This is a genomic window from Streptomyces bicolor, assembly GCF_000719285.1.
GTDB lineage: Bacteria > Actinomycetota > Actinomycetes > Streptomycetales > Streptomycetaceae > Streptomyces > Streptomyces bicolor.
In genome coordinates this window covers 116,655-136,242 of the sequence record NZ_JOFS01000014.1, presented here as the reverse complement: position 1 = coordinate 136,242, position 19,588 = coordinate 116,655, and the positions used below count along the sequence as shown (strand labels likewise).

Annotated in this window: 15 protein-coding genes; 9 read left to right on the top strand and 6 right to left on the bottom strand. The window is 70.0% G+C overall.

Annotated elements, in window-relative coordinates:
- Nucleotides 1-18: 18 nt before the first annotated feature.
- Nucleotides 19-2,184: an ATP-binding SpoIIE family protein phosphatase gene (locus IF78_RS0120110; protein WP_031483749.1), complete on the top strand. Its 2,166-nt coding sequence runs from the start codon at nt 19-21 to the stop codon at nt 2,182-2,184.
- An 86-nt stretch (nt 2,185-2,270) separates the two neighbouring features.
- On the opposite strand, the gene IF78_RS0120105 is transcribed toward IF78_RS0120110, so the two are convergent.
- Nucleotides 2,271-4,670 (bottom strand): transglycosylase domain-containing protein, encoded by a 2,400-nt coding sequence (locus IF78_RS0120105; protein WP_031483746.1) that lies wholly within the window; start codon nt 4,668-4,670, stop codon nt 2,271-2,273.
- A gap of 282 nt (nt 4,671-4,952) precedes the next feature.
- On the opposite strand from IF78_RS0120105, the gene IF78_RS0120100 reads away from it, so the two are divergent.
- From IF78_RS0120100 to IF78_RS0120080, 5 genes are all read left to right on the top strand, one after another.
- The gene (locus tag IF78_RS0120100) at nt 4,953-5,897 is read left to right on the top strand and encodes an SPFH domain-containing protein (RefSeq protein WP_031483744.1); all 945 of its coding nucleotides are present in this window, start codon (nt 4,953-4,955) and stop codon (nt 5,895-5,897) included.
- Nucleotides 5,894-6,139: a type II toxin-antitoxin system antitoxin gene (locus tag IF78_RS0120095; RefSeq protein WP_031483742.1), complete on the top strand. Its 246-nt coding sequence runs from the start codon at nt 5,894-5,896 to the stop codon at nt 6,137-6,139. Before IF78_RS0120100 ends, IF78_RS0120095 begins: the two co-directional genes overlap by 4 nt.
- A 105-nt stretch (nt 6,140-6,244) precedes the next feature.
- A complete protein-coding gene (locus IF78_RS0120090; protein ID WP_031483740.1) occupies nt 6,245-6,769 on the top strand; it encodes a PadR family transcriptional regulator in 525 nt (174 codons plus the stop codon).
- Complete coding sequence (locus IF78_RS0120085; protein WP_031483739.1) at nt 6,766-7,455, top strand: ABC transporter ATP-binding protein; 690 nt, start codon at nt 6,766-6,768, stop codon at nt 7,453-7,455. Before IF78_RS0120090 ends, IF78_RS0120085 begins: the two co-directional genes overlap by 4 nt.
- Complete coding sequence (locus tag IF78_RS0120080) at nt 7,452-9,785, top strand: ABC transporter permease (protein ID WP_031483736.1); 2,334 nt, start codon at nt 7,452-7,454, stop codon at nt 9,783-9,785. Before IF78_RS0120085 ends, IF78_RS0120080 begins: the two co-directional genes overlap by 4 nt.
- Nucleotides 9,786-10,022: 237 nt before the next feature.
- Here the strand turns inward: IF78_RS0120080 and IF78_RS0120075 are convergent, their stop codons facing one another.
- Nucleotides 10,023-10,970, bottom strand: coding sequence for a LysR substrate-binding domain-containing protein (locus IF78_RS0120075; protein ID WP_031483733.1), 948 nt, complete (start codon nt 10,968-10,970; stop codon nt 10,023-10,025).
- 137 nt (nt 10,971-11,107) lie between these two features.
- Here IF78_RS0120075 and IF78_RS0120070 point away from each other — a divergent pair, with 137 nt between their 5' ends.
- Both IF78_RS0120070 and IF78_RS0120065 read left to right on the top strand, forming a co-directional pair.
- Nucleotides 11,108-11,662 carry a peroxiredoxin gene (locus IF78_RS0120070; protein WP_031483731.1) on the top strand — a complete coding sequence of 185 codons (555 nt, stop codon included), beginning with the start codon at nt 11,108-11,110 and terminating at the stop codon, nt 11,660-11,662.
- 5 nt (nt 11,663-11,667) lie between these two features.
- Nucleotides 11,668-12,201 (top strand): alkyl hydroperoxide reductase, encoded by a 534-nt coding sequence (locus IF78_RS0120065; RefSeq protein WP_031483729.1) that lies wholly within the window; start codon nt 11,668-11,670, stop codon nt 12,199-12,201.
- Nucleotides 12,202-12,271: 70 nt separating this feature from the next.
- Here the strand turns inward: IF78_RS0120065 and IF78_RS0120060 are convergent, their stop codons facing one another.
- The 4 genes from IF78_RS0120060 to IF78_RS0120045 form a co-directional block, all read right to left on the bottom strand.
- Nucleotides 12,272-13,663, bottom strand: coding sequence for an AI-2E family transporter (locus IF78_RS0120060; RefSeq protein ID WP_051828027.1), 1,392 nt, complete (start codon nt 13,661-13,663; stop codon nt 12,272-12,274).
- A 249-nt stretch (nt 13,664-13,912) separates the two neighbouring features.
- A complete protein-coding gene (locus tag IF78_RS0120055; protein ID WP_031483726.1) occupies nt 13,913-14,599 on the bottom strand; it encodes an aggregation-promoting factor C-terminal-like domain-containing protein in 687 nt (228 codons plus the stop codon).
- A 416-nt stretch (nt 14,600-15,015) separates the two neighbouring features.
- The gene (gene phoH2, locus IF78_RS0120050; RefSeq protein WP_031483724.1) at nt 15,016-16,341 is read right to left on the bottom strand and encodes an RNA 5'-3' helicase PhoH2; all 1,326 of its coding nucleotides are present in this window, start codon (nt 16,339-16,341) and stop codon (nt 15,016-15,018) included.
- Between the two features lie 337 nt (nt 16,342-16,678).
- Nucleotides 16,679-17,452 (bottom strand): isoprenyl transferase, encoded by a 774-nt coding sequence (locus IF78_RS0120045; protein WP_031483722.1) that lies wholly within the window; start codon nt 17,450-17,452, stop codon nt 16,679-16,681.
- A 972-nt stretch (nt 17,453-18,424) separates the two neighbouring features.
- Here IF78_RS0120045 and IF78_RS0120040 point away from each other — a divergent pair.
- Nucleotides 18,425-19,582 carry a winged helix DNA-binding domain-containing protein gene (locus IF78_RS0120040; protein WP_031483720.1) on the top strand — a complete coding sequence of 386 codons (1,158 nt, stop codon included), beginning with the start codon at nt 18,425-18,427 and terminating at the stop codon, nt 19,580-19,582.
- Nucleotides 19,583-19,588 lie beyond the last annotated feature (6 nt).

Here is a 19,588-nt window from a genome sequence, read left to right as displayed (position 1 = left end):
GCGCGCAGCCCCGGACGGATGGATTCGAAAGGCGTGACGGAGCAGCCGACCTCCTTCGAACGCCCCGAGACGGGCGTCGACCCCGCGGAGTCCCGCGGGGCGCTCGTGCGTACCTCGACGCCGTCGACGACGCACTCCACGCCGCCGCACACCCCCGGCGGCACAGCCGCCTTACCCGCGCAGGCGCGCACCGGAGAGACCCCCTCCACGCCGGGCACCACCACGCCGTCCGGCCCGAGCAAGGAGCCCCCAGTCATCGTCGGCAACGGCCCCGAGCACTCGCAGCCCTCCGTCGCCGCCGAGCCCATGGGGGTCCCTCCCGCGGGAGCGGATTCGACCGTGGGTGAGCACCGGCCTCGGCCCGTTCCGGAGGCCATACCGCCCCAGCCGGGCACCGAGCCGGCGCAGGCGTCCGCCGAGCGGCGCACCGGGCAGGGTCTGCCTCCCGGGCGTCCCACGCCGATGCGGCGGGACGGCGACCGGCTGCGCTTCGTGGGCGCCGCCACCCGGCGGATCGCCCGCGGCATCGACCTGGACGAGATCGTGATGGGGCTGTGCCGGGCGACCGTGCCGACCTTCTCCGACGCGATCCTCGTCTATCTGCGCGACCCGCTGCCGGTCGGCGACGAGCGGCCCACGGGTCCCGTCGTGCTGCGGCTGCGCCGCACCGACCGGATCCCGGAGGAGCGCGACACCGAGGGCGGTGGCTTCCTGCCCGCGCAGACCCAGCCGGAGCCGACCGAGCTGGCCGAACTGTCCGCCCTCACCGCCGAGCTGTGCGAGGTGCGGCCCGGCGGTGCGCTCGCCGAGGTGCTGCGCGGCGTACGTCCCGTCTTCGCCGACGCGCCCGCCGCCCGCGCCGCCCTGCCCGAGCTCCTCGGCGACGACGGCCAGTTGATCATCCCCGACGGTCAGCGCGCGATCCTCGCCCCACTGCGCGGCCGCCGCCGTGTCATCGGCGCCGCGGTCTTCCTGCGCCGCCCGGAGCGCCTCGCCTTCGAGCCCGACGACCTCCTCGTCGCCGCCCAGCTCGCCACGCACAGCGCGCTCGGCATCGACAAGGCGGTGCTGTACGGCCGTGAGGCGTACATCGCGGACGAGCTGCAGCGCACCATGCTGCCGGAGACGCTGCCGCGTCCGACGGGCGTACGGCTCGCCTCCCGCTACCTCCCGGCGGCGGAGACGGCCCGGGTGGGCGGCGACTGGTACGACGCGATCCCCCTGCCGGGCAGTCGCGTGGCGCTGGTCGTCGGTGATGTCATGGGCCACTCCATGACGTCGGCGGCGATCATGGGCCAGCTGCGCACGACGGCCCAGACCCTCGCCGGTCTCGACCTGCCCCCGCAGGAGGTCCTGCACCACCTCGACGAGCAGGCCCAGCGGCTGGGCACCGACCGCATGGCGACGTGTTTGTACGCCGTCTACGATCCGGTCTCGCATCGGATCACGATCGCCAACGCCGGCCATCCGCCGCCCGTTCTGCTGCACCTGGGCGGCCGGGCGGAGGTACTGCGGGTTCCGGCGGGCGCGCCGATCGGCGTCGGCGGCGTCGACTTCGAGGCCGTCGAGCTGGACGCGCCGGCCGGAGCGACGCTGCTCCTCTACACCGACGGTCTGGTCGAGTCCCGCCTGCGCGACGTGTGGACCGGCATAGAGCAACTGCGCGAGAAGCTGGCCGCGACCGCGCAGCTCACGGGTCCTGATCACCCGCCGCCGCTGGAGGCCCTCTGCGACGAGGTCCTCGACATGCTGGGCCCGGGCGACCGGGACGACGACATCGCGCTGCTCGCCGCCCGCTTCGACGGGATCGCGCCGAGCGACGTGGCGTACTGGTTTCTGGAGCCGGAGGACGCGGCGCCGGGCCGGGCCCGGCGGCTCGCGCGGCGGGCGTTGGCGCGGTGGGGGCTGGAGGAACTCACGGATTCGGTCGAGCTGTTGGTCAGCGAGGTCGTGACGAACGCCGTGCGGTATGCCTCGCGGCCGGTGACGTTGCGGCTGTTGCGGACCGATGTGCTGCGGTGCGAGGTGGGCGATGACGTGCCTCAGTTGCCGCGGCTGCGGCAGGCTCGGGCGACGGATGAGGGTGGGCGGGGGCTCTACCTGGTTAATCGGTTGGCTCGGCGGTGGGGGGCCACGCGGTTGAGCACCGGAAAGGTCGTCTGGTTCGAGTTGAATCGCGGCTGAGCGCCGTAGGGGGAACTGCGCGTCGCCGGCCGCGTGTACTTCGTGGCTGATCGCGCAGTTCCCCGCGCCCCTATCGGGGCGCTGTTCTACTGGCCGTCATCCGGTCTGACCGGGTCCAGGGTGACGTCGTCCGTCGGTTCGCTCGTCGGCGGTGTCGTCGGCTGCTGCGTCGTCGGCGTCTCCGTCGGCTCCTCGGTCGTCGGCGTCTCCGTCGGCTCCTCGGTCGTCGGCGTCTCCGTCGGCTTCTGGGTCGTCGGCGTCTCCGTCGGCTTCTGGGTCGTCGGCTCCTGGGTCGGAGTCGGCGTCCAGGTCGGCTGGACCGCCGCACCCTGGTCGGTCTCGAGGTCGAACCTGGCGTCCGTCTTCGTCACCCCGAACATGTACGCCGCCCAGATCTCCGCCGGGAAGCCACCGCCGTTGACGCGGTCGAAGCCGCCGGCGCCGTACATCTTGGTCTGGGCGTGCGTCTTGTCGTCCTCGCCGAACAGGCCCACCGAGGTGACCAGGTCGGGCGTGTAACCGGTGAACCAGGCCGACTTGTTGTCGTCGGACGTACCCGTCTTGCCGGCGACCTTCTGGCCGTCGTGCTCGGGGTTGTTCGCCACGGCCTTCCGGGCCGTACCGTCGTCGACCACGCCCGTCAGCACCGAGGTCACGGTGTCGGCGGACTCGCGGCTGATGACCTGCTCGCCGATCGGGTTCGGCAGCTCGACCGTCCGGCTGTTGTGCTCGGCCGCCTTGATGATGCTCGGCGTGACCTTCTTGCCGTGGTTGTCGAGGGTGGCGTAGACCCCTGCCATCTGCAGCGGGCTCGCGCCCATGGTGCCCAGCGTCTGGGCGGGTACGGCCTGCTCGTCGGAGACGTCCATGCCGAGCTTGCCGGCCACGTCCATGACGTTCCTCATGCCGACGTCGACGCCCATCTGTGCGAAGACGGAGTTGACCGACTTGTTCATCGCCGTCTGGACGGTGATGGGGCCGTAGTTCTCGTCGTCCTCGTTCTCGGGGGCGAAGCCGACCTTGTTGCCGTCGCTGTCCACGACCGGCCGCTTGCTGGTGCCGTCGTAGACCGTGTTCGCGGTGATCGGCTTGCCGGACCGCGTCTCGGCGTTCTCCTCCAGCGCGGCGGCCAGGATGACCGGCTTGAACGTCGACGCGGGCTGGTAGTCCGTGCGGGTCGCGTTGCTCGTGTAGTGGTCGAAGTAGTCCACACCGCCGTACAGGGCCACGACCTTGCCCGTCTTGGGGTCGACGGAGACCGCGCCGGCCTGGATGTCCGCGTCGACCTTGCGCTTCTTGCTGTCCAGCTTGCTGGTCAGCTGCGCCTTGACGGCCTTCTCCAGCTCGGACTGCTTCTTCTTGTCGATGTTCAGGGTGATGGTCCAGCCCTGGTCGACGACCGCGGCCTCGGCCTGGGAACGGGTGAGGCCCTGCTCCTTCATCAGCTGGTCCTCCAGCTGACGGTTGGCGAGCGCGATCAGATAGCCCTTCTGCCCCTCCAGGCCGGCGGTGGGCTTGGGCTCCTCCGGCTCCGGGAACTTCATGTCCTGGCGCTCGGTCTTGTCCAGCCAGCCCTCCTCGACCATGTTGTCCAGGACGTAGTTCCAGCGGGCCTTGACCAGCCTCTTGCCGGTGTCGGAGGCGACCGCCCAGTCGTACTGGCTCGGCGCCTGCAGCAACGCGGCGAGATACGCGCCCTGCGCGACGCTGAGCCTGTCGGCGTCGACGCGGTAGTAGGCCTGGGCGGCGGCCTGGATGCCGTAGGAGTTGCGGCCGTAGTAGCTGGTGTTGATGTAGCCGGCGAGGATCTCGTCCTTCGACATCTGGCGGTCGACCTTCAGGGAGATGACGATCTCCCTGAGCTTGCGGCTGACCGTCTGTTCCTGGCTGAGGTAGTAGTTCTTGACGTACTGCTGGGTGATCGTCGAACCGCCCTGCGCGCCCTTGCCCATCAGCGTGTTGAGCACACCGCGGGCCGTGCCCTTCAGGTCGATGCCGTTGTCGTTGTAGAAGGACTTGTTCTCGGCGGCGACGAAGGTGTACCGGACCTCCTTCGGCACCTTGGACAGGTCCACGATCTCGCGGTTGACCTCGCCGTCGCGGGCCAGGGTCGAGCCGTCGCTGTACTTGTAGATGTTGCTCTGGCGCTGGGCGGCCTGGGCGGCGGCGTTGTCCTCCGGGATGTCCACGTAGAGGTACAGCGCGATGAACGCCCCGATGACGAGCAGGCAGCTGCCGAGGAACGCGCCGAGCATCTTCTTCCAGGTGAACAGCCGGCGTATTCGGCCCTTGCCGTCGCCACCCTTGCCCCTGCCCGCGGACTTGGCCGCCCGGCGGGCCGCGGCCCGTCCTCCCGGGACGGGCTCCGAGCCCACCACGGTGACCGCCTCGCCTCTGCCGGTGGCCGACGGCGTCCCTGAGGAGCGCCGGGGGGCGGCGCGGCGACCGCCACGCTGACGCGCTCGTCTCTCTTCCGCTCGTCCCATGGGTCCGTTCCGCTCCGCTTCGTTCTTGTGTGCACGCCTGCAACACAGGTTCGCCGCTCAGGTCAGCTCAGAAAGCTAACACCGGAAGTTGTGACAAAGGACTGCCGATCCGGGCTTTTACGGACGTGACAATCAGCACCTGTCCCAACGGAACCGACGACTGAGGGGTGCGTAGGGTTGCCCGGGTGGGGTAAAGTGATATCACTTAGCTAGACCGAAGCTAGAAGCAGGAAGCCCGCGGAAACCCCGCCGAGGCTTCCGCGGGAAACGGGGGACACACCCATGCCGAACGACAAGAACGACGCCACGTCCATCGCCGCCGACGTGCCGGCCATGCCCGCGCCCCGCGTGCGGGAGTTCGCCGCGCACAGCATCGGCGGCGGGCTCGCCCTGCTGCTGGGACTGGTCGGCCTGGTGGCCGGGGCCGGGCTGATCGCCGCTTCCGGGGCGGTCTCCGGGGGCGGCGGCAAGGCGGCCCTGATCATCACCGGCATCCTGGTCGCCATCGCCGCGGTCCTCGCCATGTGCGGGCTGAACATGGTCGCGCCGGGCGAGGCGCGGGTCGTCCAGCTCTTCGGGCGGTACCGGGGGACGATCCGGCAGGACGGGCTGCGCTGGGTGAATCCCCTCACGTCCCGCACGAAGATCTCGACCCGGGTCCGCAACCACGAGACGGCCGTCCTCAAGGTCAACGACGCCTACGGCAACCCGATCGAGCTCGCCGCGGTCGTGGTGTGGAAGGTCGAGGACACCGCGCAGGCGACGTTCGAGGTGGACAACTACCTCGAGTTCGTGGCCACCCAGACGGAAGCGGCCGTGCGGCACATCGCCATCGAGTACCCGTACGACGCCCATGACGAGGGCGGCCTGTCGCTGCGCGGCAACGCCGAGGAAATCACCGAGAAGCTCGCCTTCGAGCTGCACGCGCGCGTGGAGGCGGCCGGCGTGCAGATCATCGAGTCGCGTTTCACGCATCTCGCGTACGCTCCCGAGATCGCCTCCGCGATGCTCCAGCGGCAGCAGGCGGGGGCGGTCGTCGCGGCGCGGCGGCAGATCGTCGACGGTGCGGTGGGCATGGTGGAGGCGGCGCTCGCGCGGATCTCCGAGCAGGACATCGTGGAACTGGACGAGGAGCGGAAGGCTGCGATGGTGTCGAACCTGATGGTGGTGCTGTGCGGCGACAGGTCCCCGCAGCCGGTCCTCAACACCGGGACGCTCTACCAGTGACGGCTCCCTCCGGGGGGTCAGCCCCTCAGGGTCGGCCGCAGCGGAAGCAGGTTTTGCTGCGGCTCGACCCGTCCGTGTACGAGGCGTTGGCGCGGTGGGCCGGGGACGAACTGCGCTCGGCCAACGCGCAGATCGAGTTCCTGCTGCGCCGTGCTCTCGCGGAGGCAGGCCGACTGCCGGGTGAGGCCAAGCCGATTCCTCGCCGAGGGCGGCCTCCCGTGGACCCGCCCGAGTCCCAGTAGCAGAACCGTGACAATCGGCCCCCACCTGGGGCTTCACACCCTCGGCCAAGATCTACACACTGGGCGTATACATGCGGCGTATACACGCCGTGTACAGTCCCTGTCATGTCCATCGGTCACACCCTTCTAGGGCTCCTGGAGTCGGGCCCCCGCCACGGTTACGACCTCAAGCGGGCCTTCGACGAGAAGTTCGGTCACGACCGGCCGCTGCACTACGGCCAGGTCTACTCGACGATGTCCCGGCTGCTGAAGAACGGGCTCGTCGAGGTCGACGGGATCGAGCCCGGCGGCGGGCCCGAGCGCAAGCGGTACGCCATCACCGACGCCGGGATCACCGACGTACAGCGCTGGCTCGCGACGCCCGAGAAGCCGGAGCCGTACCTCCAGTCGACCCTCTACACCAAGGTCGTCCTCGCCCTGCTCACCCGGCGCAACGCGGCCGACATCCTCGACACCCAGCGCGCCGAGCACCTGCGCATGATGCGGATCCTCACCGACCGCAAGCGCAAGGGCGATCTCGCCGATCAGCTCATCTGCGACCACGCCCTGTTCCACCTCGAGGCCGACCTGCGCTGGCTGGAACTCACCGCCGCGCGTCTCGACAAGCTGGCCGAGGTGGTGGCCAAGTGACTCCGCCTCCCGGTTCCCTGCTCGCGGCCGAAGAGCTGCGCAAGGCCTACGGCCCGACCGTCGCCCTCGACGGCGCCGAGTTCTCCATCCACCCCGGCGAGGTCGTCGCCGTCATGGGGCCGTCCGGCTCCGGCAAGTCGACCCTGCTGCACTGCCTCGCCGGCATCGTGCCGCCCGACTCGGGGTCCATCACCTACAACGGGCGCGAGCTGGCCACCATGAGCGACGCCCAGCGCAGTGCGCTCAGGCGCTCCGAGTTCGGCTTCGTCTTCCAGTTCGGCCAGCTCGTACCGGAGTTGACCTGCGTCGAGAACGTCGCCCTTCCGCTGCGGCTCAACGGGACCTCCCGCAAGGAGGCCGAGAAAGCGGCCCTGACCTGGATGGAGCGGCTGGAGGTCGACGACCTGCGCAAGAAGCGGCCCGGTGAGGTCTCCGGCGGTCAGGGGCAGCGCGTCGCCGTGGCCCGTGCGCTGGTCACCAACCCGCGCGTGCTGTTCGCCGACGAGCCGACCGGCGCGCTCGACTCCCTCAACGGCGAGCGCGTGATGGAGCTGCTGACGGACGCCGCCCGGTCGACCAACGCCGCCGTCGTCCTCGTCACCCACGAGGCGCGGGTCGCCGCCTACTCCGACCGCGAGATCGTCGTACGGGACGGCAAGTCCCGGGACATGGAGCGCGTCGTATGAGCGTCCGCCAGTGGGGCAAGGATCTGGCCCTGGGGGTTCGGTTCGCCTTCGCCGGCGGACGGGAGGGATGGGTCCGGGCCCTGCTGACGGCCGTCGGCGTCGGGCTCGGGGTGGCGTTGCTGCTGCTGACGACCGCCGTGCCGAGCGCGCTGACCGAGCGCGAACACCGCGGCACCGCCCGGGACGACTTCACCTACGGCGCGGAGCAGCTGTCCAAGGCGGACGACACGTTGATCATCGCGAATGTCGACACGACCTTCCGCAGCGATGACATACGGGGCCGCCTCCTGGAGCCCGAGGGCTCGCGGGCGCCGCTGCCGCCGGGTGTCGAGAAGTTCCCCGCGAAGGGCGAGATGGTCGCCTCGCCCGCGCTGAAGCGCCTGCTGGAGTCCGACTCGGGCAAGCTGCTGCGCGAACGCATCCCCTATCGGATCACCGGCACCATCCAGAAGTCCGGACTCGTCGGGCCCGCCGAACTCGCCTACTACGCGGGCGGCTCGGGGATGGCAAGCCATCTGAGCAACGGTTCCATCGAGCGCATCGACTACTTCGGGCCCTCCTCGGGGCCGGTGGATGACGGGCTGGACCCGATCCTGATCCTGCTCGTCATGATCATCTTTGTGGTGCTGCTGCTGCCGGTCGGCGTGTTCATCGCGGCGGCCGTGCGCTTCGGCGGCGAGCGCCGGGACCGTCGGCTCGCGGCCCTCAGGCTGGTCGGCGCGGACGGGGGGATGGCGCGCCGGGTCGCGGCCGGCGAGGCACTCGCCGGAGCGCTGCTCGGGCTCGTCCTCGGTACCGGGTTCTTCCTGGCGGGGCGTCAGCTGGCGTCCCTGCTGAAGGTGCGCAACATCAGCGTGTTCCCGAGCGACCTCAATCCGTCGCCCGCGCTCGCCGCGCTGGTCGCCGTCGCCGTACCGGCCGCGGCCGTGCTGGTGACGCTGTTCGCGCTGCGCGGGGTCGTCATCGAGCCCCTCGGCGTCGTCCGTACGGCGAAGCCCCCGCGCCGTCGGCTGTGGTGGCGACTGCTGCTGCCGCTGGCCGGCCTCGCGCTGCTGTACCCGATGATGGGTCAGGGCAATGGCAACGGGAACTTCAACGAGTGGATGGTGATCGGCGGCACCGTACTGCTGCTGGTCGGCGTCACCGCGCTGTTGCCGTGGCTCGTCGAGGCCGTGGTGGCCCGGCTGAACTCGGGCTCGGTCTCCTGGCAACTGGCGGTTCGCAGGCTGCAGTTGAGCAGTGGTACGGCGGCCCGCATGGTCAACGGCATCGCGGTCGCGGTGGCCGGGGCGATCGCCCTGCAGATGCTGTTCGCCGGGGTCGAGTCCGACTACACCAAGGACACGGGCAACGACCTGAGCCGGGCTCAGCTGACGTTCTACGTGCGGGACGACGTCTCGCTGGGCGAGCTCGCCGGGCAGCTGACGCGCACCGAGGGCGTGAGCCACACGACGGCCCTCGCCGAGGGCGTGCTCGGCGACCGGGCCAAGGAGCCGGACACCTCGGTCGAGGTGACCGTCGCCGGCTGCGCCGAGTTGCGTGAGGTGGCCCGTCTGACGTCCTGCCAGGACGGCGACGTCTTCAGGATCCTCGGCACGGAGTACGACGGCGAGACGGAGAAGCTCACGGCGCCGGGCCGGACCCTGTACTTCGACCCGGCCTATCCGGATTCGCCGAGCCACACGGTGTCCTGGAAGGTGCCCACCGGCATCAAGGCAGCGGCGCAACGCGAGGATCCCACCGGCTACGCGCGCGGCGGCCTGCTGTTCACCCGGGGCGCACTGCCCGAGGGCGCGGCAGCGGGCATGTTCGAGAAGGTGTACCTCTCGCTGGACACCTCGGTGCCGGACGCCGCCGAGTTCGCGCGCAACACCGCCGCGCGGGTCGATCCGCTGACGGACGTGAGCGCCCTGACCGCCAGTCGGCAGTCCGAGGAGTTCCGCGCCATCCGCAACGGCCTGTTCGTCGGCGCGACCTGTGTCCTGCTGCTGATCGGCGCGAGCCTGCTGGTCTCCCAGCTGGAGCAGCTGCGCGAGCGCAAGAAGCTGCTCTCGTCCCTGGTCGCCTTCGGCACCCGGCGCCGCACGCTGAGCCTGTCGGTGCTGTGGCAGACGGCGATCCCGATCGCGCTGGGTCTGCTGCTGGCCTCGGTGGTGGGACTCACGCTGGGCGCGGTCCTGCTGAAGATGGTGGAGGCCACGGTGAGCGTGGACTGGGCGAGCGTGCTGACGATGACGGGCATCGGCGCCGGGGTCGTGCTCGCGGTGACGCTGCTCAGCCTGCCGCCGCTGCTGCGGCTGATGCGGCCGGACGGGCTGCGCACGGAGTGACGGCGTGACCGACTGACGGCCGGCCCCTCTCTTCCGGGAGGGGCCGGCCGTGTCGTGTACGGCCGCCGGTCCTGCGGCGCACAGAACCGGGAAGATCGCGGCCGGACGCCAACTCGCGCTCGGTCCGAGGGGAAGGGCTGCGGCTGCACATCGGCTGGGTGCAGGACGCAGGCCCGGATGTGCGGGAGATGGCGCGCCGACTCGGACCCGACGAGCGCCGACTCGGGCGGCCGGGACTCACGCCTCCGTGCCCACCACCCGTACGGGCAGCGGACGCAGAGCCTCGCGCAGCGCTGCCGCCAGCTCCGCGTACTCCGCTCCACGCGCCGCCCCCGTCCGCATGGCGAGGGCGACGCGGCGGGTGGGGGCCGGGTCCGCGAAGTACCCGGTCAGGAGCTGGCTGCTGCGGCTGGTCTCGACCTTGAGGGCGGTGCGCGGCAGCAGCGTGCAGCCCAGGCCGCCCGCGACGAGCTGGACGAGCGTCGACAGGCCGGCGGCGGTCGTGGTCACCGGCGCATCCTCACGGCCCGCCTCCCGGCAGATGTCGAGGGCCTGGTCGCGCAGGCAGTGGCCCTCGTCCAGGAGCAGCAGGTTCAGTTCCTTGAGGACCTCGCGCGGGATGCCCTCGCGGCCACCGAGCCAGTGGTCGAGCGGGGTGACGAGCACGAAGTCCTCGTCGAAGAGCGGGAGTTCGGCGATGCCGGGCACACCGAGAGGCACGGCGAGCAGAAGCAGGTCCAGGCGGCCGGTGGTGAGCCCCTCGACGAGGCTCGCGGTCTGCTCCTCGTGTACCTGGAGGTCGAGGTGCGGGTAGCGGTCGTGGACGAGGCGCAGAACGGTGGGCAGGAGGTACGGCGCGACGGTGGGGATGACGCCGAGGCGCAGGGCGCCGGTGAACGGGGCTCGCACCGCCTCCGCCTCCTCCATCAGCGCCGCGACCTCCGCCAGCACCGCCTTCGCCCGTACGGCCAGACGCTCGCCGGCGGGCGAGAGCAGCACCTTGCGGGTGGTGCGCTCCAGGAGCGTCACTCCGAGTGACTCCTCCAGAGCGGAGACGGCACCCGACAGAGCGGGCTGGCTCATGCCGATCGCCGCGGCGGCGTCCCGGAAATGGAGGTGCTCGGCGACGGCTGCGAAGGCACGCAGCTGGGCGAGGCTGGGCTGCCTTCTCTTACTCACGGTCACTGATAGAACCCTCCGATCAACCCGACCGAGTGTAGCTATTTCCCGTATCAATGCAGCCTGTGCCAGGATCGGTAAGGTCCAACCCACAGGGAGACACCTGTACCGAACGGGTGTCTCTTTCGCTGCAAGGAGAGCGTGTGCTCACTGTCGGTGACAAGTTCCCCGAGTTCGAACTGACCGCCTGCGTCTCGCTGGAGAAGGGCAAGGAGTTCGAGACGATCAACCACAAGACCTACGAGGGCAAGTGGAAGATCGTCTTCGCCTGGCCGAAGGACTTCACCTTCGTCTGCCCGACCGAGATCGCTGCATTCGGCAAGCTGAACGAGGAGTTCGCCGACCGCGACGCCCAGGTCCTCGGCTTCTCCGGTGACTCGGAGTTCGTCCACCACGCCTGGCGCAAGGACCACGACGACCTGCGCGACCTGCCGTTCCCGATGCTGGCCGACTCCAAGCACGAGCTGATGCGCGACCTCGGCATCGAGGGCGAGGACGGCTTCGCCAAGCGCGCCGTCTTCATCGTCGACCAGAACAACGAGATCCAGTTCTCCATGGTGACCGCGGGCTCCGTCGGCCGTAACCCCAAGGAGGTCCTGCGGGTCCTGGACGCCCTGCAGACCGACGAGCTGTGCCCGTGCAACTGGACCAAGGGCGACGAGACCCTGGACCCGGTCAAGCTCCTCGCCGGAGAGTGAGTGACATGTCCCTCGACTCCCTGAAGTCGCGCATACCGGACTACGCCAAGGACCTGAAACTCAACCTGGGTTCGGTCATCGGCAACTCCGACCTCCCGGCGCAGCAGCTGTGGGGCACGGTGCTCGCCACCGCGATCGCCTCCCGCTCCCCGATCGTGCTGCGCGAGCTGGCGCCGGAGGCGAAGGCGAACCTCTCGCCGGAGGCGTACACCGCGGCCAGGTCCGCGGCCGCCGTGATGGCGATGAACAACGTCTTCTACCGGACCCGGCACCTGCTGTCCGACCACGAGTACGGCAACCTGCGCGCCGGGCTCCGTATGAACGTCATCGGCAACCCCGGTGTCGACAAGGTCGACTTCGAGCTGTGGTCCTTCGCGGTGTCCGCCATCAACGGCTGCGGCCTGTGCCTCGACTCGCACGAGCAGGTGCTGCGCAAGGCGGGCGTGGACCGGGAGACGGTCCAGGAGGCGTTCAAGATCGCGTCGGTCGTCCAGGCCGTCGGCGTCACGCTGGACGCGGAGGCGGTTCTGGCGGATTAGCGCTTCGCCTGGAAACGCGGGGCCCGTTCACCCTTGGGGTGAACGGGCCCTTGTCATCACTCGGATGTCATCACTCGGAGCCCGACTTGTCCTTGTCGGACGGGGGCGGCGGGTCGGCCGAAGCCACACCCACCGCCGTGGCCCCGCGCGGCTCGGGCGCGTAGCGAAGCGCCGCCTCCTGCGAGTACGCCCGCAGATACCCCACGATCGTGTTCGTCACCGCCACCAGCGGTACGGCCACCACCGCGCCGCCGATCCCCGCCACCATGCCGCCGGCCGCCACCGACAGCACCACCGCCAGCGGATGGACGCGGACCGCGCGGCCGAGGATGAACGGCTGCAGGACGTGGCCCTCGATCTGCTGGACGGCCAGCACGACCACGAGGGTCATGACCGCGGTGAAGACGCCCTGCGTCACCAGGGCGACGACCACGGCGAGCGCACCGGAGGCCACCGCGCCGACGAGGGGGATGAAGGAGAACAGGAAGATGAAGACGGCCAGCGGGACGGCCATGGGGACGTCCAGGAAGTAGATCCCGATGCCGATGAAGACGGCGTCGATCAGGGCGACCATCACCGTGCCGCGCACATACGCCGTCAGCGTCTCCCAGGCCCGCGGCCCGGCGCCCGCCACGCCCGGACGGGCCGCGGCCGGGACCAGCTTGAGGGTCCACTGCCAGATCCGCTTGCCGTCGTAGAGCAGGAACAGCGTCGAGAAGGCCGCCAGCAGGATGCCGGTGAGCGCCTCGACGATGACCGTCACGCCTTCGAGGCCGGCCGAGGTGATCGCGTCGGTGTTGGCGCCGATCGCCTCCCGGAGGTTCTCGGCGATGTCGTTGATCTGCTTGTCGGTGACGTGGAACGGGCTGTTGAGCAGCCAGTTGCGCAGCTCGTCGATGCCGTCCTGGACCTGGTCGGAGAGGTTGTCGATGTTCTCCATGACCTGCCAGGTCACGAACCAGCCCATCAGCCCGATGACGACGAACCCGAGGATCGCGGTCAGCGCGGTGGCGAGCCCGCGCGGCAGCCCGCGTCGCATCAGCCACGCCACCGAGGGCTGCATCAGGGCGGTGAGGAGCAGGGCGATGACGAACGCCAGCACCACGAGCTGTACGGCGCTGATGACCCGCATCAGCACCCAGAGCGTGCCGGCCAGCACCAGCAGCCGCCAGCCGGCTTCCGCCGCGACCCGTACGCCCCACGGCACGACCTGTGCGGGGTCGGGGCGGGGCGGCGGAGCTGCGGGCGCGTAGTCGGGGGGCCGTGGGACGTGGTCGGCGGGCGGTGCCGGGGCGTCGGCGGCCACGGACTCGGGCGCGACGTCAGTGGCGGTGGCGGCCCCCCGCTCCGGCCGGAACTCGGCGTCCTCCCGCTCCACCGCGGCACGACGCTCGTCCAACCGCTCACTCATCTCGGTCAGTCCGGCGCCGAGCCGACCGAGCCACCCTGGCACTCGCGACATGATCCGTCCTCTTCCCCCGTCTCTCCTCACCACTCCCCCCTGGAGTCGCTGCGTCCGACCGTACATGGCACCGGGGCACGAAAGCGCGAAGGCCCCTCACCAAAGGACGGTGAGGGGCAACGCAGGGTTGAGAAGCGCCGCCAGGGGCGCGGGGCTGCATGAGATGTGCGGCTCCGCCGCGCGGGCGCGACCAGCCGCAACGGCGCCGCACGCAACCAACGACGTATCTCGGCTGGATCGGCGGAGCGCCTAGTACCAGTTGTTGGCCTGCCAGAACGACCAGGCACCGCAAGGGCTGTCGTACCGCTCGTTCATGTAGTTGAGGCCCCACTTGATCTGGGTCGCCGGGTTCGTCTGCCAGTCCGAGCCGACGGACGACATCTTGGAACCGGGCAGGGCCTGGAAGAGGCCGTAGGCCCCGGAGGAGGGGTTGACGGCCCGGTAGTTCCAGTCCGACTCGTGGTCCACGATGTTGCTGAAGCACTGCCACTGGTCGGCCGGCACCATCTGGCGCGCCATCGCCTGGATCTGCTCGATCGTGTAGGAGCTCTGGATCGGGAAGTCACCGGCGGAGGACCGGGAGGCCTTCGCCTCGGCCTCTTCGCGCTCCTTGGCTTCCTGCGCCGCCTTCTCGGCGGCTTTCTTCTTCTCGATCGCGCTCTGGGCGGCAGCCTTGCGGGCCGCCTCCTCCGCGTCCTTCTTGGCGCTCGCGTCCGCGGCGATGGCCTGGACATTGGCCTGTGCCGTCAGGGATTCGGTCTGCACCTGGGCCTGCTGGCCCGCGGGTATGTCCGCGAGGAGCGTCGAATCGGCAGCCGTCGCCTCGGCGTCGTTGTTCTGCGCGGTGCTGCCCGAGGCAACGCCGACGACGCTTCCGACAGCGGTGACCGCGGTGGCCGAGGCCACTGCGAATCCCCTGACCGAAATCGGACTCACACGGTTTCCTTCCAGCATCGCCCGCTTCGGTGACCCTGGCGGACGCAATCGTGCCCCTGGCGCTGGCCTCCCAACTGCGGGTCACGGGAGGCACTGACCCGGTGGGCAACTCCCGTGCGGGAGCGCCGCGTGAAGACTCGGGCGGCATACGACGGCACTATGCAGTTGGTTGTAGTGCTGCTGTGGTTCCGTACCGCTGGGGGTACAGGTGTGTCGTATGCGGGGCCTGACAGGAGTGAGACTCTGCCGTACCTGGACGCCGCAAGGCAATTCTGTGTTGCGTGTGAAAGCTCACACCTCGTTTGTCCCTGGGGTTTTGCGGAAAGCCGCACACGCCAAGGCGCCGCCCGGATAGGCTCTCGGCCTTTCCGAACGGCGCCAACCAACGAGTAGCTACCGCAAGTTGAGCACTTGGGTCAGATCTGCCCGTCCTCCAGCATTTCGGTCACAAGGGCGGCGATCTGGGACCTCTCGGACCGCGTCAGCGTGACGTGGGCGAAGAGGGGATGCCCCTTCAGCTTCTCCACGACGGCGACGACACCGTCGTAGCGCCCGACGCGCAGGTTGTCCCGCTGGGCCACGTCATGGGTGAGAACCACTCGCGAATTGGCACCAATTCGGGACAGAACAGTCAGCAGGACATTCCGTTCCAGCGACTGCGCCTCGTCCACGATCACGAACGCGTCGTGCAGCGAGCGGCCGCGGATGTGGGTGAGGGGCAGGACTTCGAGCATCCCGCGCGCGGTGACCTCTTCGATGACCTCGCGGCTGGTGACCGCGGACAGCGTGTCGAAGACCGCCTGCGCCCAGGGGCTCATCTTCTCGGCCTCGGTGCCGGGCAGATAGCCGAGCTCCTGCCCGCCCACCGCGTACAGCGGCCGGAAGACCATCACCTTCTGGTGCTGACGACGCTCCAGCACCGCCTCCAGACCCGCGCACAGCGCCAGCGCCGACTTGCCGGTGCCGGCCCGGCCACCCATGGACATGATCCCGATGTCCGGGTCGAGCAGCAGGTCGAGCGCGATCCGCTGCTCGGCACTCCTGCCCTTGATGCCGAACGCCTCCCGATCCCCGCGCACCAGACGGACGTTGCCCTCGGGCGTGATCCGGCCCAGCGCCTTGCCGCGCTCGGAGTGGATCGTCAGTCCGGTGTGGACGGGCATGTCGGCGGCCTCGGGGACATATACGTGTCCCGCTTCGAAGAGGACGTCCACCTGCTCGCCCGGCAGGGTCAGTTCGGACATTCCGGTCCAGCCGGAGGAGTCCGTGATGGCGAGCTCGGCGCGGTACTCCTCGGCGAGGAGGCCGACGGACGAGGCCTTGATCCTGAGCGGCAGGTCCTTCGACACGACGGTGACGTCGAACCCCTCGGCCTGCAGATTGCGGGCGACCGCGAGGATACGGGAGTCGTTGTCCCCCAGGCGGTAGCCGGTGGGCAGCACGCTGGGGTCCGAGTGGTTGAGCTCGACACGGACGGTCCCGCCGAGGTCCCCGATCGGAATGGGGGCATCGAGACGGCCATGCTTCACCCGGTAGTCGTCGAGCAGGCGCAGCGCCTGCCGGGCGAAGTAGCCGAGTTCGGGATGGTGCCTCTTGGCCTCCAACTCCGTGACCACGACGATGGGGAGCACGACCTCGTGCTCGTCGAAGCGGCTCAGGGCGTTCGGGTCGGCCAGCAGGACGCTGGTGTCGAGAACGTAGGTGCGCCGGTCGGGCTTGTGGCGCTTTGTGCTGGTCACCACGGAAGGACGTACCCCCTCGGATGAGGTCGGGGAGCGACGGAGTGGAGCTGGACCGGTCGTCGGCCGCCCTGCACGCCATGCACGGGCCGAAAACCGGCCCTCCACTGCTTCTTCCGTGCCGTGACCGCACGGTCGAACTGGTGCAAAGGGCCTCCCGGGCGGACGGCTCCGGCGCCGCCCGCTGAGATACGACACCCGTGGTTCGGGTGTCGACCTGCTTGGCTTATGCCCTCGAACATGCGGTGCCATGCTTACGCATATGACGGCGCCCTGGTGAACTCCTTGTTACTTCCGCCCCAAATGCGGTGCTCGCACCCCCCGCTGGAGGTGTGGTGTTTCAGCCGCCGTAACGCCGGTGACGCGCCGCGTAGTCGCGCAGGGCGCGCAGGAAGTCGACCTTGCGGAAGGCCGGCCAGAAGACCTCACAGAAGTAGTACTCGGAGTGGGCCGTCTGCCAGAGCATGAATCCGGACAGCCGCTGCTCGCCGCTGGTGCGGATCACGAGGTCGGGGTCGGGCTGGTCGCCGGTGTAGAGGTGGCGGCCGATCAGGTCGACGCTGACGGACTCGGCGAGGTCCTCCATCGAGGTGCCCTTGTCATGGGCGTCGACGATCATCGAGCGCACGGCGTCGGCGATCTCCTGGCGCCCGCCGTAGCCGATGGCGACGTTGACCAGTATCCCGTCGACGTCCGCGGTGGCCTCCTCGGCCTCCTTGAGGGTGGTCTGCATCCCGGCCGGCAGCAGGTCGGGCGTGCCGACGTGGTGCACCCGCCAGCGGCCGTCGGCGGCGAGGGTGCGGACGACGTCCTCGATGATCCCGAGGAGCGGGACCAGCTCGTCCTGCGGCCGGTCGAAGTTGTCGGTCGACAGCAGCCAGAGGGTGACGACCTCGACGTCCGTCTCGGAGCACCAGCCGAGGAACTCCTCGATCTTCTCGGCCCCGGCCCGGTGACCGTGCACGGTGGTGGAGCCCGCGGCCTTCGCCCAGCGGCGGTTGCCGTCCATGATCACGCCGATGTGCTTGGGCACCTGAGCGTGGTCCAGGTGACCCTCCACCCGGCGTGCGTACAGCCTGACCAGCAGGCCGCGCAGCTTGTCGCGCAGGTTCACGTGATTGTCAGCCCCTCCGTACGGATCGGACAGGCGCGCGGGCGCTGCGGCGTGGTGCGCGTGGCGCGCTGCGCAGTCGAGGGCGGTTGCTGTCCGGGTGGCGGTCGCCTACCGGCGAAGCGTACCCCTGCGGGGCTTGGGCCGTGGTTGTGGGGTGCGGGCGGTTGGGGGGCGCCTTGGGTGGGGGGTGGCTGGTGTTGGGTGGCGGGTGCGGGTGAGTGGGGGCTGGTCGCGCCCACACGGCGGAGCCGCAAATCAAACACAGCCCCGCGCCCCTTTGAGTGGGTGCCGTGGTTGGTCGGCCGACGGGGCTCCGGCTGCTTGGGCAGAAAAAACGGGCCGGTCCGTGGGGGGGAGACGGACCGGCCCGAGGGGGGGTTTCCACCATAACCCTTCGTAAGGGATGCTGCGCGCATCGGCGTGCCACAACTACTCTCCGAAATCGCTCGGCGACGGCGCGGTGGCCATGAGAGGGCGTCTTCGTGGCGGAATCGCGGCCGTGACGGAGCGGATTGCCTGGGGAAACGCGGGGAATGCGGAGGGATCCGTAGGGTTTGCCGTGGCTTGGGGGCTGCTCGGCGACTTGTCCGGGCTTCCCTCCCCCGGGTGACCCCGACCGCGAACGTCGCCTTGACGGCTTGGACGGCCCGGCGGGGCGGAGGTGGGGGCGAAGCGATGCGCGTCCAGCAGGGGGGCGGGGAAGTGCATGGCACCGCGCAGCCCCCTCCACTGCGCGGTGCCACCGCGCAACTTTGCTTACGCGAATTACCTTGGTCTGAACTTACGCGGGGAGTGAAGAGAAAGCGAGTCGGCCGTCATAACAATGCGGAAAAGGTGTGGGCTCCTTTGATGTGCAGGGGGCGAGGGGCGTTCGCCCATGGATGCACGGTTTGCACCGAATGGCACGGGTGGGGTGCGCACCACGTCGAGAAGCGGACAGCATCTGACCTCTGTCCGGCCTAACGTCGCCGTATGACTGTCACTGTCACGTGGGATCAGGCGAGCGCGCGGCGGCTGGAGCGGCAGTTCCTGGACCGTCCCGCAAGGCTCGGGACGCCGGTCGCCGATGTCGTCGCGGCGATGCTGGGCGCGCATGCCCAGGTGCTGTCGGCGGCCGAGGTGTCGGTGGGGGTGCGGGCCGCCGGGGTGACGCGGGCGGATGTGCGGGCTGCGCTCTGGGACAACCGGTCGGTGGTGAAGACGTTCGGTGCGCGCGGCACCGTGCATCTGCTCCCCGCCGCCGGACTGCCGGTGTGGTGCGGTGCGCTGAGCGCCGTTCCGAGGGGGCCGAGCCCGTTTCCGCCGGATGTGCGGGTGACCGACGAACAGGCGGAGCGGATCGTGGCCGCGATCGGGGACGCCCTGGACGGGGTCTGTCTGACCGTGGAGGAACTGGGCGAGGAGGTGGTCGCCCGTACCGGTCCCTGGGCCGGTGACCTGGTGATGCCCGCCTTCCAGGACCTGTGGCCGCGCTGGCGGCAGGTGATGCACCGGGCGGGACAGTCGGGCGCGCTGTGCTTCGGGCCGAACCGGGGGCGGAAGGTGACGTATACCCGGCCGACGGGATTCGATCCGGGGACGGCGGGCGAGGGGGCGCTTCGGGAGTTCGTACGGCGGTATCTGCGCGCGTACGGTCCGGCGACTCCCCAGCACTTCGCCAAGTGGCTGGCGGCGCCCGTGGGGTGGGCGGTGGCGCTGTTCGGGGAGCTGGCGGAGGCCGGGGAGGTCGAGGAGGTGTCGTTCGAGGGAACGGTGGCCTGGGTGGCGGCGGGTGACACGGAGTTCCCGGGCGGGCCGGTGCGGGGTGTGCGGTTGCTGCCGTACTTCGACGCGTACGCCATCGCCGCGCAGCCGCGGGAGTCGCTGTTCCCCGGGAAGGCCTACCGGCGGGCGCTGGCGGGTGGTCAGGCGGGGAACTATCCGGTGCTGTTGGTGGACGGTGTGGTGGCCGGGGTCTGGCACCAGCGCCGCCAGGGCCGGCGTACGACGGTCACGGTGGAGGTGGTCGGACGACGGCTGACGACGCGGCAGGAACGGGAGCTGGGCGAGCAGGTGGAGCGGGTCGGGGAGGTGCTGGAGGCGAAGGCGGAGCTGGTCGTCGGGGAGGTGACGGTCGGTCCGCACGCGTGAGGGCCG

Excerpts from the sequence above, each read along its gene's own strand:
- IF78_RS0120105 (WP_031483746.1), bottom strand. The coding sequence starts at position 4,670 with ATGGGACGAGCGGAAGAGAGACGAGCGCGTCAGCGTGGCGGTCGCCGC.
- IF78_RS0120040 (WP_031483720.1), top strand. The coding sequence starts at position 18,425 with ATGACTGTCACTGTCACGTGGGATCAGGCGAGCGCGCGGCGGCTGGAG.
- IF78_RS0120090 (WP_031483740.1), top strand. The coding sequence starts at position 6,245 with ATGTCCATCGGTCACACCCTTCTAGGGCTCCTGGAGTCGGGCCCCCGC.
- IF78_RS0120060 (WP_051828027.1), bottom strand. The coding sequence starts at position 13,663 with ATGTCGCGAGTGCCAGGGTGGCTCGGTCGGCTCGGCGCCGGACTGACC.
- IF78_RS0120065 (WP_031483729.1), top strand. The coding sequence starts at position 11,668 with ATGTCCCTCGACTCCCTGAAGTCGCGCATACCGGACTACGCCAAGGAC.
- IF78_RS0120100 (WP_031483744.1), top strand. The coding sequence starts at position 4,953 with ATGCCGAACGACAAGAACGACGCCACGTCCATCGCCGCCGACGTGCCG.
- IF78_RS0120110 (WP_031483749.1), top strand. The coding sequence starts at position 19 with ATGGATTCGAAAGGCGTGACGGAGCAGCCGACCTCCTTCGAACGCCCC.
- IF78_RS0120080 (WP_031483736.1), top strand. The coding sequence starts at position 7,452 with ATGAGCGTCCGCCAGTGGGGCAAGGATCTGGCCCTGGGGGTTCGGTTC.